The sequence below is a fragment of the Actinokineospora spheciospongiae genome, from assembly GCF_000564855.1.
Lineage (GTDB): Bacteria > Actinomycetota > Actinomycetes > Mycobacteriales > Pseudonocardiaceae > Actinokineospora > Actinokineospora spheciospongiae.
Window position 1 is genome coordinate 42,575 of sequence record NZ_AYXG01000081.1, and the last position, 10,916, is coordinate 53,490.

The 10,916-nt window shown below is 70.2% G+C and carries 17 protein-coding genes and 1 pseudogene; 14 read left to right on the forward strand and 4 right to left on the reverse strand.

Going from position 1 to position 10,916, the window contains the following annotated elements:
* The first annotated feature begins 1 nt into the window (after nt 1).
* The 3 genes from UO65_RS11355 (at nt 2) to UO65_RS34540 (ending at nt 1,704) form a co-directional block, all read left to right on the forward strand.
* On the forward strand, nt 2-463 hold the full coding sequence (locus UO65_RS11355; protein ID WP_035281541.1) for a MarR family winged helix-turn-helix transcriptional regulator: 462 nt from the start codon (nt 2-4) through the stop codon (nt 461-463).
* A gap of 252 nt (nt 464-715) precedes the next feature.
* Nucleotides 716-1,546 carry a helix-turn-helix domain-containing protein gene (locus UO65_RS33215; protein WP_052021026.1) on the forward strand — a complete coding sequence of 277 codons (831 nt, stop codon included), beginning with the start codon at nt 716-718 and terminating at the stop codon, nt 1,544-1,546.
* Between the two features lie 2 nt (nt 1,547-1,548).
* A complete protein-coding gene (locus tag UO65_RS34540) occupies nt 1,549-1,704 on the forward strand; it encodes a DUF397 domain-containing protein (protein WP_084175471.1) in 156 nt (51 codons plus the stop codon).
* A 114-nt stretch (nt 1,705-1,818) separates the two neighbouring features.
* On the opposite strand, the gene UO65_RS11365 is transcribed toward UO65_RS34540, so the two are convergent.
* Nucleotides 1,819-2,163, reverse strand: coding sequence for an ArsR/SmtB family transcription factor (locus tag UO65_RS11365; protein WP_052021027.1), 345 nt, complete (start codon nt 2,161-2,163; stop codon nt 1,819-1,821).
* Nucleotides 2,164-2,227: 64 nt separating this feature from the next.
* Between UO65_RS11365 and UO65_RS11370 the strand changes: the two genes are divergently transcribed.
* A complete protein-coding gene (locus UO65_RS11370) occupies nt 2,228-3,286 on the forward strand; it encodes an SDR family oxidoreductase (protein ID WP_200873360.1) in 1,059 nt (352 codons plus the stop codon).
* Nucleotides 3,287-3,361: 75 nt separating this feature from the next.
* On the opposite strand, the gene UO65_RS37355 is transcribed toward UO65_RS11370, so the two are convergent.
* On the reverse strand, nt 3,362-3,520 hold the full coding sequence (locus tag UO65_RS37355) for a hypothetical protein (protein ID WP_200873366.1): 159 nt from the start codon (nt 3,518-3,520) through the stop codon (nt 3,362-3,364).
* 7 nt (nt 3,521-3,527) lie between these two features.
* Here UO65_RS37355 and UO65_RS38825 point away from each other — a divergent pair, with 7 nt between their 5' ends.
* The 3 genes and pseudogenes from UO65_RS38825 to UO65_RS38835 all read left to right on the forward strand — a co-directional run.
* On the forward strand, nt 3,528-3,797 hold the full coding sequence (locus tag UO65_RS38825; RefSeq protein ID WP_063935928.1) for a hypothetical protein: 270 nt from the start codon (nt 3,528-3,530) through the stop codon (nt 3,795-3,797).
* A gap of 11 nt (nt 3,798-3,808) precedes the next feature.
* Complete coding sequence (locus UO65_RS38830) at nt 3,809-4,036, forward strand: hypothetical protein (protein WP_324608965.1); 228 nt, start codon at nt 3,809-3,811, stop codon at nt 4,034-4,036.
* A 37-nt stretch (nt 4,037-4,073) separates the two neighbouring features.
* Nucleotides 4,074-4,277 (forward strand): annotated as a pseudogene (locus tag UO65_RS38835) (SDR family oxidoreductase); the annotation flags it as partial.
* A 40-nt stretch (nt 4,278-4,317) separates the two neighbouring features.
* On the opposite strand, the gene UO65_RS11380 reads toward UO65_RS38835, so the two are convergent.
* Nucleotides 4,318-4,782, reverse strand: coding sequence for a helix-turn-helix domain-containing protein (locus UO65_RS11380; RefSeq protein ID WP_035281546.1), 465 nt, complete (start codon nt 4,780-4,782; stop codon nt 4,318-4,320).
* Between the two features lie 291 nt (nt 4,783-5,073).
* Between UO65_RS11380 and UO65_RS11385 the strand changes: the two genes are divergently transcribed.
* Genes UO65_RS11385 through UO65_RS11415 form a run of 7 tightly spaced genes read left to right on the forward strand, consistent with a single transcriptional unit; the run spans nt 5,074 to nt 10,321 of the window.
* Nucleotides 5,074-6,411: a class I adenylate-forming enzyme family protein gene (locus UO65_RS11385; RefSeq protein ID WP_035281547.1), complete on the forward strand. Its 1,338-nt coding sequence runs from the start codon at nt 5,074-5,076 to the stop codon at nt 6,409-6,411.
* Nucleotides 6,408-7,139 (forward strand): SDR family NAD(P)-dependent oxidoreductase, encoded by a 732-nt coding sequence (locus tag UO65_RS11390; RefSeq protein WP_035281548.1) that lies wholly within the window; start codon nt 6,408-6,410, stop codon nt 7,137-7,139. Before UO65_RS11385 ends, UO65_RS11390 begins: the two co-directional genes overlap by 4 nt.
* Nucleotides 7,133-7,420: a phosphopantetheine-binding protein gene (locus tag UO65_RS11395; RefSeq protein ID WP_035281549.1), complete on the forward strand. Its 288-nt coding sequence runs from the start codon at nt 7,133-7,135 to the stop codon at nt 7,418-7,420. The genes UO65_RS11390 and UO65_RS11395 overlap by 7 nt, the downstream gene beginning before the upstream one ends.
* Before the next feature lie 49 nt (nt 7,421-7,469).
* Entirely contained in the window at nt 7,470-8,462 is a 993-nt protein-coding gene (locus tag UO65_RS11400) for an AvrD family protein (protein ID WP_035281550.1), read from the forward strand.
* Nucleotides 8,459-9,175, forward strand: a complete 717-nt coding sequence (locus tag UO65_RS11405; RefSeq protein WP_035281551.1) for an AAA family ATPase — start codon at nt 8,459-8,461, stop codon at nt 9,173-9,175. The genes UO65_RS11400 and UO65_RS11405 overlap by 4 nt, the downstream gene beginning before the upstream one ends.
* A 7-nt stretch (nt 9,176-9,182) precedes the next feature.
* Nucleotides 9,183-9,500, forward strand: a complete 318-nt coding sequence (locus tag UO65_RS11410) for a helix-turn-helix domain-containing protein (protein WP_052021028.1) — start codon at nt 9,183-9,185, stop codon at nt 9,498-9,500.
* The gene (locus UO65_RS11415; RefSeq protein ID WP_035281552.1) at nt 9,497-10,321 is read left to right on the forward strand and encodes a methyltransferase domain-containing protein; all 825 of its coding nucleotides are present in this window, start codon (nt 9,497-9,499) and stop codon (nt 10,319-10,321) included. Before UO65_RS11410 ends, UO65_RS11415 begins: the two co-directional genes overlap by 4 nt.
* Here the strand turns inward: UO65_RS11415 and UO65_RS11420 are convergent.
* Nucleotides 10,311-10,856, reverse strand: a complete 546-nt coding sequence (locus UO65_RS11420) for a MarR family winged helix-turn-helix transcriptional regulator (RefSeq protein WP_052021029.1) — start codon at nt 10,854-10,856, stop codon at nt 10,311-10,313. The genes UO65_RS11415 and UO65_RS11420 overlap by 11 nt on opposite strands.
* Nucleotides 10,857-10,916: the final 60 nt, after the last annotated feature.

Consider the following 10,916-nt stretch of genomic DNA (forward strand, 5'->3'; position numbering starts at 1 on the left):
CGTGCCGGAACCCGAATGGCTGACCGACGACGAACAACGGGCGTGGCGAGGTCTGTTGCAGATGACGGCACGGCTGGGCAACCGCCTCAACCGCGACCTGCAACAGACCTCGTCACTGTCCATGGCGGACTACGACGTGCTGGTCCAACTGTCGGAGACCCCCGGCGGGCGCCTGCGGGTGTTCGAGGTCGCCGAGCACTTGCAGTGGGAGCAGAGCAGGCTGTCCCACCACTTGGCCCGCATGCAGCGCCGGGGCCTGGTGGTGCGCGAGGAGTGCACCACCGACCGCCGGGGCGCCTACGCGGTCCTGACGGACGCGGGCCGCGAGGCCATCGAGAAGGCGGCCCCCGCCCACGCGGCCACCGTCCGCCGAACGGTCTTCGCAGGCTTGTCCCCCGACCAGGTCGCCGCCCTGGAAGCGATCACCACCGAGGTCCTGTCCCGCCTCGACCCACCATTCTGAACTCCACTGTGGATAGCCGTGTCGTCCACAGTGGAGTTCTGTTTCACCCCGCCGAACGAGTGAATTCCCGAGTCGACCGGACCGTCGATTCGTTGTGCTGTACCGGTTTCTCCTAGTGTGAACGCGTTGCGTATGGTGCAACAGCGGTTCGGTGCCGAACACCTGATGATGAGCCGCCCCGCCGGATGCGACCCACACTGTAGATTCCCCGCTTCGGCGCACACGCGTCCTTGCAGGGGTGGAAAGGAAGCCGTGTCCGGCCAGAGGAAGAACCCGCAGGCGCGGGACAGAACCATAGGCGCCCAGCTCAAAGCGGTCCGGGTGCAGCAGACCGCGTTGAATCTGGAGGCCGCCGCCCAGGCGATCGGCTGGTCGGCAGCGACCCTGAGCCGCACCGAGAACGGCAAGCGCCACATCACCAGCGAGGACGTGGCGGTCATCCTGACCACCTACGGCGTCCCGGCGGCCCAACGCGAGGAACTGATCGAAAGCGCCCGCTCAGGAGTCCAGGCCGGTTGGTGGGCTCGCCCACTCCCCGGAGTGCTGCCTGACGTGGGAACACTCGCCAGCCACGAGGCTTCGGCCAGGGCAATCACGACCTGGTCATTCAGCTTCATCCCCGGGCTGCTGCAAACCGAGCGGTACGCCACGGGCTTGATGACTGATGATGGTGTTGCGCCGGAAGACGCCAAGTTGCTCTGGCTCGCCCGCTTGCGGCGACAGGGGGTGCTGCCCAAGGTCGACTATGTGGCCTTCCTCCACGAGAGCGCCCTGTACATGTCGTTCGGTGGCGTCGATGCGTTCCGGGAGCAGTTGGGCCACTTGGCTCACGCCTCCAGCCAAGGCCGAACTGTCCGTATCGTGCGGGGCCGGGTGCCGCACCGACTGTTGCTGCATCCGTGGCTGTTGCTGCACTTCTCCGAATCGGCGCCGATACTCTACGTCGAGCTGTACGGAAGCAGTGTTTATCTGCACGACACCGAGGTGCACGCCTATGAGAGCATGCGCTCCGCGCTCGATCGTGTGGCCCTGTCAGGTGCGGAAAGCCGCAGTATGATCGAGCGACTACGAGAGAGGTTGTGATCATGGAGTGGCGCAAGTCATCCCGTTCCGGCAGCACCGGGGAATGTGTCGAACTGCGGCAAGACCTCGCAGCCGTCCGAGACAGCAAGCGACCCAGCGTCGCCCTGCCGGTCCCCCGGATCGCCGTCCGCGAGCTGATCACCCGACTCAGCCGCTGACCCGCAGGACCGAGGGGTGGGTCACCACGCACTACGGTGACCCACCCCCACCGAATGAACTCGGGTACCAGGCCCTGACTCCCGGCGGCCCGGACGTCGCCCAAAGGCTGGCGCTCAGAGGCTGGCGCTGAGGAGTTCGGGCAGCGCGGCGATGCGTTCGCGGTTGCGGCGGTAGTAGGTCCACTGCCCGATCCGAGTGCTCTCGACCAGTCCGGCGCGCTGGAGCACCGACATGAACTGCGATGCGGTGGACTGGGAGATCCCGGCCTTCTCCTGGATCTGCTTCACGCACACCCCGACTTCCTCCACCGGGTCGGCCTGCGGCGCGAAGTGGTCGGACGGGTCGCGCAGCCAGCCCATGATCTGCAAGCGCGTGGGGTTGGCCAGCGCCTTGCACACCTCCAGCAGGTCGTCCAGCTCAGCGTTGCTCACAGCCCCAGTGTACCGAGGTATCGCCATTCCTCGATGAAGCGTGCTAGCTTCAAGCATCGGAAAATTCCGATATGACGATCGGAGGTTGGTCTTGTCGGACAACGTGGCGTTGGTCGTGGGAGCCCGTGGGGTGATCGGGGGGAACCTCGTCCACCACCTGGAAGGGCTGGGCAACTGGCAGGTGATCGGCCTGTCCCGGCGGGGAGGCGAGGGGTCGGAGCGGGTGCGGCACATCAGCGTCGACCTGCTCGACGCCGACGACACGCGGGCGAAGCTCGCGGGCCTGACCGGCGTGACCCACGTGTTCTACGCCGCCTACCAGGACGCTCCGACGTTCGCGGGCCTGGTCGAGCCGAACCAGCGGATGCTGGTGAACGTGTTGGAGGCGGTCGAGCCGGTGGCCGCCGGGTTGCGGCACGTGCAGTTGATGCAGGGGTACAAGGTCTACGGCGCGCACCTGGGACCGTTCAAGACCCCAGCCCGCGAGGACGACCCGCCGCACATGCCGCCCGAGTTCAACGTCGAGCAGCAGGCGTTCGTCGAGCGGGCCCAGCGGGGCAAGGACTGGACCTGGTCGGCGCTGCGGCCGTCGGTGGTGTGCGGCTTCGCGCTCGGCATCCCGATGAACCTGGCGATGGTCATCGCCGTCTACGCCACCATCTCCAAACACCTCGGCGTTCCGCTGCGCTTTCCCGGCAAACCGGGTGCTTACCGCTCGTTGATCGAGATGACCGACGCCGGGCTGCTCGCGGAAGCGATGGTGTGGGCGGCCACCGACCCGGCTGCCGCGAACCAGGCTTACAACATCAACAACGGCGACCTGTTCCGCTGGGAGGAGATGTGGCCCCGGATCGCCGACTACTTCGACCTCCCGGTCGCACCCGGCCTGCCGATGAGCCTCGCCACCGTCATGGCCGACAAGGAGCAGGTGTGGCGGGAGATCACCGCCGAGCACGACCTGGCGCCCACGCCGTATCGGGACGTGTCGTCCTGGGCGTTCGGCGACGCCGTGTTCTCCTGGGACTACGACTTCATCGCCGACGGGTCCAAGGCCCGCCGCCACGGCTTCCACCACCACGTCGACACGACCGAGATGTTCCCGCGCATCTTCGACGAGATGCGGGCACGCAAGATCATCCCACCGCGATGAGCACCGAGCACGACAATTCCGCGGTCTCGGCGCCCGGCACGCGGTTGCCATCCCGGCGTGGACGGAAAGGCCCCTTCACCCGTTGAACGCGGCCGACAGGCGATCGAGGTCGGCGAGCAGACCGGGGAGGCGTTCCGCCGGAACAGCATCCGCCAGCCGCGCCATCGCTGCCGCCGACACGCCGATGCCCGCCTGAGCGCGGCGGTGTCCTCGGCTGCGGAACGGACCTGGCATCGGCGGGGTGGAGAACTCCGAAGGGCCGTTGGCGGGCCGCGTCGCGGTGGCGATCGGTGTCGGCAGGCGGGCGGGCATCGGCTTCGCGGTCGCTGCGAACTTGGTGGCAGCGGGAGCACCGGTGCTCGTGCATTCGTGGTCACCGCACGACGCGGAACAGCCGTGGGGTGCCGATCCCGTCGGCGACGCGGGCATCGTCGACCTGCTGGGCAGCGAGGGCCCCGGCTGCGCCACGTCGCCGCCGACTTCGCCGAGCCGGGGGCGCACGCCCGGGTGATGGCGGCCGCGGTGGCCGCATTCGGGGCCGTCGACGTGGTCGTGGCCAACCACGTCCGCAGCTCGGAGCAGACCCCGGCCGGGGTCACCGCCGCCGAGCTGGACCTGACCTGGGCGGTCAACGCCCGCGCCAGCGTCCTGCCGGCCCAGGCCTTCGCCGCGGCCCACGACGACACCCAGCCGGGCGACCGGGTCATCCTGTTCACCTCAGGCCAGCAACTTGGGTCCGATGACCCGTGAACTCCCGTACACGATCAGCTAGGGCGCCACCCACCGGATGACCCCCACCCTCTCCGACGCCCCGGTGGAGCGGGGGATCACCGTCAACGCGATCAACCCGGGTCCGGTCGACGCTGGCTGGGCCTCCCCCGATCTCACCGCGAGCGTCGGCCACCGCCTCCCCGCCGGGCGTTGGGGCCAGCCGTCGAACGTGGCCCGCCTCGTCCGCTGGCTCGCCTCCGACGAGAGCGAGTGGATCACCGGCCAGGTCATCAACTCCGAGGCCACCAGCCCCGGGCCCGTCACGATTCGGACGGGTCCGGGGGCTGGTGCGGCTCGGGCTTCTCTTCCACCGGAGGGAGGCCCTGGGCCTTGCGGATCTGGTCCAGGACCGCGGCGACCGCGTCGAGGCTCTCCGCGGGGAGGCCGACCGCGCGCAGGGCTATCGAGCGGACGCCCGCTTGGCGCAGTTCGTCGAGCATCGCGAGCTGCCGGTCGGCCTGCCGGGCGTGGGCCGGGTCGACGAAGTAGGCCGGGGACACACCGAAGAAGTTCGCCAGGGCCGCGACCAGCTCGGGGCCCGGGTTGGTGCGCTTGCCGGTGCGGATGGCCGAGAGGTAGGCACCACTGACCTTGAGCGTGGGGACCGCGCGCTTGATCTCGGCCGCCACCTCGCTGTTGGTCCACCGGCGGCCGCCGGGGCGACTGGTGTGGAACAGCTCGTCGAGCCGGACGGACAGCATTGGCCGATCTCTGTCAGCCGTCATGAGTCCTCCTGTTGCGCACCCCATTCAACTGTCAGTTGATTGTATCTGTGTCGCCGGTCACTTGTCAGGAGGGTTCGACGCGGCTAGCTTTGAGCGAGTCAACGGCTGGTTGAGCAGCGTCGCCCAATAGTTGACCACTGAGGACACGTACCGGTTCTGAGCTGGGGGCAGCTCCTCGAATCGTCACCGCGCGGCCCGTGCGCCGTGCGGGGCGACCGGCTGGACACGAGTCGACTGAATCAACCGAAAGATGGGCAGCGGCCGCGGCCGCCGAACCGATCGGGGAGATCCATGAGTCATCCGTTCCTGGCCGCGCTGGCCGACTTCGGCGCCGCGGACGCGATGGTCGTCGACGACCGGGTGGTGAGCTACCGCGAGCTCACCGACCTGGTGCGGCACTGGGGAGACCGCCTGGACCGCGCGCGGGTGCGGGCGGGGAACGTGGTCGCGCTGGAAGGCGTCCACTCCCCCGATGTCTGCGCGGCGCTGCTGGCGCTGGTCGACCGCGGGGCCATCGTGGTCCCGCTCACCGCGGTGCCCGCGGCCAAGCGCGCCGAGTTCCACGAGATCGCGCAGGTCGAGGTGGTCCTGACCCCGGCCGACGGCGGCGACCCGGTCGTCACCGGGCGCACCGCGGCCCACCCGCTCTACGACCGCCTGCGCGGCGCGGGCACACCCGGGCTGGTGCTGTTCAGCTCCGGGACCTCCGGGCGCAGCAAGGCGTCCGTGCTCGACTTCACCAAGGTCCTGAACCGCTACGGACCGCCGACCCGCCCGCGCCGGACCCTGTCGTTCCTCAACCTCGACCACATCGGCGGGGTCAACACCCTGCTGCACACCCTGAGTCAGGGCGGCGCGCTGATCACCGTCCCGGAGCGCACCCCGGACGCGGTCTTCGCCGCCATCGCCGCGCACCGGGTGCAGGTGCTGCCGACGACACCGACCTTCCTCAACATGGTGCTGATCTCCGGCACCTGCGAGCGGTACGACACGTCCTCGTTGCAACTGCTGACCTACGGGACCGAGCCGATGCCGCCGCGCACGCTGCGCGGCATCGGGGCGGCGCTGCCGCACGTGCGCCTCAAGCAGACCTACGGCCTGTCCGAGTTGGGCATCCTGCCTACCAGGTCGCGCGGTGACGACACGCTGTGGGTCAAGCTCGGCGACGCCGGGTTCGAGCACCGGATCGTCGACGACATCCTCTGGATCCGCTCGGAGATGGCGATGCTGGGCTACCTCAACGCCCCCGCGCCGTTCGACGCGGACGGCTTCTTCAACACCCAGGACGTCGTGCAGACCGACGGCGAGTGGGTGCGCATCCTCGGCCGCCGCTCGGAGATCATCAACGTCGGCGGGGAGAAGGTCTACCCCGGCGAGGTGGAGAACATCCTGCTGGAAATCGGCAACATCGCCGAGGCGACGGTGGCGGGGCGCACCAGCCACGTGACCGGCATGGTCGTACAGGCCACGGTGTCGCTGCACAGCGCGGAGGACGAACGCGCCGTCAGCCGCCGGGTGCGCGAGTACTGCCGGGGCAGGCTGGACGCGTACAAGGTGCCGATGGTCGTGCGGGTCTCGGACACGCCGCTGCACTCCGAGCGGATGAAGAAGATCCGGAGCGCGCTGTGACCGGGACGCGGGTGGCGGTGGTGAGCGGTGGCAGCCGGGGCCTGGGCCGGATCCTGGTCGAGCGGCTGCTCGCCGAGGACTGGTCGGTGGCGACGTTCAGCCGCAACGCCAACGACTTCACCAAGCAGACCGAGGAGGACAGCGGCGACCGTTTCCACTGGGCGCGGCTCGACCTGGCCGACCCGGACGCCATCACCGGGTTCGTCGCCGGGGTGCGGGAGCGCTTCGGCGGGGTCGACCTGCTGGTCAACAACGCCGCCATCCTGCACCAGGGCCTGTTCGTGACCATGCCGCGGGCCCAGACCACGGCCACGGTCACGACCAACCTGCTCGCCCCGATCCTGCTGACCCAGGCCTGCGCGCGGGAGATGACGCGCCGCGGCGGCGGGCAGGTGGTGGCCATCTCCTCGATCAACTCGGTGCGCGGCTACCGGGGCGTGGCCGTCTACACCGCCACCAAGGCGGGCATGGACGGGTTCACCCGCGCGCTGGCCACCGAGCTGGGCGCGTTCGGGATCCGGGTCAACTCAGTGGTCCCCGGCTTCTTCGACAGCGCGCTCACCGAGGGGGTCACCGACGAGAACCGGGAGAAGATCATCCGCCGCACCCCGCTGGGGCGACTGGCCACCGGTGACGACGTCGCCGACGCGGTGCGGTTCCTGGTCTCCCCCGCCGCGTCGTTCATCACCGGGCAGACCATCGTCGTGGACGGAGGAATCACATGCTGACCATCGCCGACGTGCGCGCGGTCATCACCAGCGAGATCCGGCACCTGCTCGTCGAAGCCGGTGGCGACGACGACCCGGGGCTCGACGACGGCGGCCGCGCGCTGCACGAGGTGGGGCTCAACTCGCTGATGCTGGCGCGGTTGCTGATCCAGCTCGAGGGCGAGTTCGGCGTCGACCCGTTCGCCTCGGGCGAGGTCTCCATCGTGGACGTCCGCTCGCTCGACGAACTGGCGGAGGTCTACCGGCGGGCGATGGCGACACCGCGGTCCGTGCCGGGGTGAGCCGCGCCCACTCGATGGCAAGCGTTCCGACGAGAGCCGAGGAAACCCGATGACACCAACCCGCCTGTCCTGGGCGAGCATCGACGACCACCTCGGGCCCGGCGCGACCCGGTTCTTCGGCGCCGGGTACCGGCGGGCCGAGTACGACGTCCGCGACGTGCGCCTCGGTGCCGAGCTGTCGGCCGAGGTGAGCGTCGGCTACCCCGCCGACTGGTCGCGCAAGTCCGCGGACGTCGACCTGCGCCCGCACCTGAGCAGCGTCGACACCCTGGTCCTCGGCGCCCAGCTCGCCGAGGCGCTGCTGGCCGCGCGGCACCGGCTCGACGGCCCGGCCCGGCGCCGGATGCGGCTGCGCAAGGTCACCCTGCGTGCCGGGATGGCACCGGTGGAGGACCTGGTCGGGCTGCCCGCGTCCGCCGCGGTGACCGGGACCAGTGCGGCAGGTGGCGGCCTCGTGTCCGTCGTGGACACCGCGGTCGGCGCGATGCGGGCCAAGGTCGAGGTCGAGCACCCGGTCGACGGCGGCATGGCGTGGCCGGACCGGGCGCGGTCCCTGCCGGACCTGCTCGGCCCGGCGGCCCAGCGCTACTACGGCGACGGGTTCCGCGGTCGCGCGCTGCGGCTGTGCGACGTCGACGCCGACACGGTCGAGCACGTGGCAACGGCCGTCGTGCGCCGTGAGGAGCCTGCCGCCGTCGGTGGCGAAGGCATCGAGGGTGCGTCGCAGCCGTCGGTGTCCATGGTGGACTGCTTCGTGGTCTGCCTGCAGCTGTCGCAGGTCCTGATGTACGAACTGGATTCGCTCACCAGGGGCAGCAGCAACACGCTGTGGATGATGCAGACAACGCTGACCGCGGTCGACCGAGCCCGGCCTTGGCACCGCGAACTGCCCGCGCGCACCGCCATCACCGGCAACCACCTGCTCCCGCTGCGCGGGCAGACCTGGCGCAACGTCGACGTCGCGGGCGAACTGGGCGGCGTGGCCATGCGCAGCTCGCTGGCGCACCGACTCCCCGACCCGACCACTGGAAGGACATCATGAAGCTCGCGATCTCCGGCACGTACTCCTCGGGCAAGACCTTCACCGTGATGGCGCTGGCGCACCACACCGGCCTCCCGCGCACCCTGGCCAAGACGATCCGGGAGATCCTGCCCGACGCGGTCCCCGGCAAGTCGCTCGCCCAGTGCACCCCGGCCGAGTTCCTGCAGCTGGCAATGCGCAGGCACGTCGGCCGCGCGGTGCACGAGGGCAGGCTGGTGGACGGGTTCATCTCCGACGGGTCGTCGCTGCAGGAGTGGATCTACGGCGCGGTCCGGGTGCTGTTCGGGATGAACCCCAGCGTCACCGCCGACCGGCTCGACGTCATCCCGCGCTCAGAGCTCTCCGCGGAGATGCTGTTCTTCGAGCAGGTCGTCGCCCAGTACGGGCACGCCTTCAAGCAGCACGTCAAGGCGAGCTTCGACGCGTTCGTCCACCTGCCCAACGAACTCCCGCTCTCCGCGGACGGGCACCGGCCGATGAACGACCGCTTCCGCGCCACCTGCGACGACATGCTGCTCGGCACGCTCGACGAGCTGGAGATGCCCTACCACATCGTGGGCGGCACCATCGAGCAGCGGCTGGAGACGATCACCCGCCTGCACGACCTGCCGGTGGTGCTCGGGATCGAGGAGTCGGTGGCCAGGGCGCGCGCGGAGTACGCGCTGCTCGACACCCGCCTGGAGACCCAGCGCGCCAAGAGCGCGGTCGCGTAGGCCCGCCTTGGCCACCACCCGCGCACCACTGGAGCGGCTCAGCGAGCGCGAACTGCAGGTGCTCGACCTGCTCTCCCGGGGGTGCTCGAACCTGGCCATCGGCGAGCGGCTGCGGGTGATGCCGAAGACGGTGGAAGCCCACGTGCGCAGCGTCTTCGCCAAGCTCGACCTCGAACCCCGCGCTGACGAGCACCGCCGCGTGCTGGCCGCGGTGACCTACCTGGGGCACCGGTCCGACACCGGCCCCGATCCACACGGCACCGATGCCCACGGCACGCATTCCCGCAGCACCGATTCCCCCGGCACCACTGAGGAGACAGCATGACCGACACCCTGGACACCACGGGCGACGTCGGTGAGTTCACCGCCGTCGACACCACCGCCGACGCCTCCTGGTTCATCCACTTCATGGACCTGGCCAACGCGCTGCCGGAGTACGTCGCGGTCCGGCGCGAACTCATCACCACGCTCGGCGACCTGACCGGGAGCACCGTGCTCGACGTCGGGTGCGGCACCGGGGACGACGCCAGGGAGCTCGCCGAGCACGTGGGGCCGACCGGCGGTGTGCTCGGCACCGACCTGAGCGAGGCGATGGTCACCGAGGCGCGCACCAGAAGCGCGGGGTCGCCCCTGCCCGTCCGCTTCGAAACCGCCGACATGTGCGCGCTGCCCTACGACGACGGCGCCTTCGACGGCGTGCGGGCCAAGCTGGTCCGCCAGCACTGCCCGAACCTCGACGCGGCCGACGACGAACTGGTGCGGGTGATCAGGCCCGGCGGGCGGCTCGCGGTGTTCGACTACGACTTCGAGACCCTCGCGGTGGACCACCCGGACCGGGCGGCGACCCGGGAGCTGGTGGCCTGCTGGGTCGACGGGCACCGGAGCGGGTGGAACGGCAGGCAGTTGGAGCGCCGCTTCCTTGACCGCGGGCTGCGCGAGGTGACGGTGACGCCCCACACCGTGCGGCTGCCGTTCGGCTTCTTCCGCGCGTCCCTGGAGGGCAAGCTGGCCCAGGCGCAGGCCTCCGGTCAGCTGTCGCTGTCGGCGGAGGACCTCCAGTCCTGGTGGAAGCCGCTATTCGCGGCGCAGGAGAACGAGCGGTTCTTCGCCTCGCTGACCGGTTTCGTGCTCGGCGCTACCCGCTGACCTCGGCCGGGGCGCCCGCGGCGGCGGGCGCCCCGGCACCCTCCTCGTCCAGGCTGAGCAGCAGGTCCCGCAGCAGGCCCGAGAGCTGCTCGCGGGACTCCGGGCCGACCCGGTCGACCAGCTCGGCGGTGGCCGCGGAGTGCGCCCGCACCGCGGTCTCGGCCAGTGACCGGCCCGTGTCGGTGAGCGCGACCAGCAGCGAGCGGCGGTCGCCGGGGGCGAGCCTGCGGGTGATCAGCCCGCGCTCCTCCAGCCGGGCCAGGCGCTTGGTCAGCCCGCCGCCGGAGATCATGAGCCAGCGGTTGAGCGCGCTGGGCGCCAGCTCGTGCGCGGCGCCGCTGCGCAGCAGGATCGCCAGCACTTCGAACTCACCGGGGTCGAGGCCGAGCGGGGCGAGCGTATCCGTCGCCAGCCGCTCCAACCGCCTGGCCAACAGAGTGATCCGCTTGGAGACGGCCATCTGCCGCAGGGCGAGGTCGTAGCTGGACCACGACCACTCGCCCAGCATCCGATCGATGTCGTCTCGGCCGTCCATGCCCGTCAGCGTACCTCGAACGAAGGGTGGTAGTTTGCCGGTGAATGGTATTCCAGCAAA

Excerpts from the sequence above, each read along its gene's own strand:
- UO65_RS37355 (WP_200873366.1), bottom strand. The coding sequence starts at position 3,520 with ATGCCAGGTCCGTTCCGCAGCCGAGGACACCGCCGCGCTCAGGCGGGC.
- UO65_RS34540 (WP_084175471.1), top strand. The coding sequence starts at position 1,549 with ATGGAGTGGCGCAAGTCATCCCGTTCCGGCAGCACCGGGGAATGTGTC.
- UO65_RS11405 (WP_035281551.1), top strand. The coding sequence starts at position 8,459 with ATGAAGCTCGCGATCTCCGGCACGTACTCCTCGGGCAAGACCTTCACC.
- UO65_RS11420 (WP_052021029.1), bottom strand. The coding sequence starts at position 10,856 with ATGGACGGCCGAGACGACATCGATCGGATGCTGGGCGAGTGGTCGTGG.
- UO65_RS11365 (WP_052021027.1), bottom strand. The coding sequence starts at position 2,163 with ATGGCGATACCTCGGTACACTGGGGCTGTGAGCAACGCTGAGCTGGAC.
- UO65_RS11380 (WP_035281546.1), bottom strand. The coding sequence starts at position 4,782 with ATGACGGCTGACAGAGATCGGCCAATGCTGTCCGTCCGGCTCGACGAG.
- UO65_RS11415 (WP_035281552.1), top strand. The coding sequence starts at position 9,497 with ATGACCGACACCCTGGACACCACGGGCGACGTCGGTGAGTTCACCGCC.
- UO65_RS11385 (WP_035281547.1), top strand. The coding sequence starts at position 5,074 with ATGAGTCATCCGTTCCTGGCCGCGCTGGCCGACTTCGGCGCCGCGGAC.
- UO65_RS11395 (WP_035281549.1), top strand. The coding sequence starts at position 7,133 with ATGCTGACCATCGCCGACGTGCGCGCGGTCATCACCAGCGAGATCCGG.
- UO65_RS11400 (WP_035281550.1), top strand. The coding sequence starts at position 7,470 with ATGACACCAACCCGCCTGTCCTGGGCGAGCATCGACGACCACCTCGGG.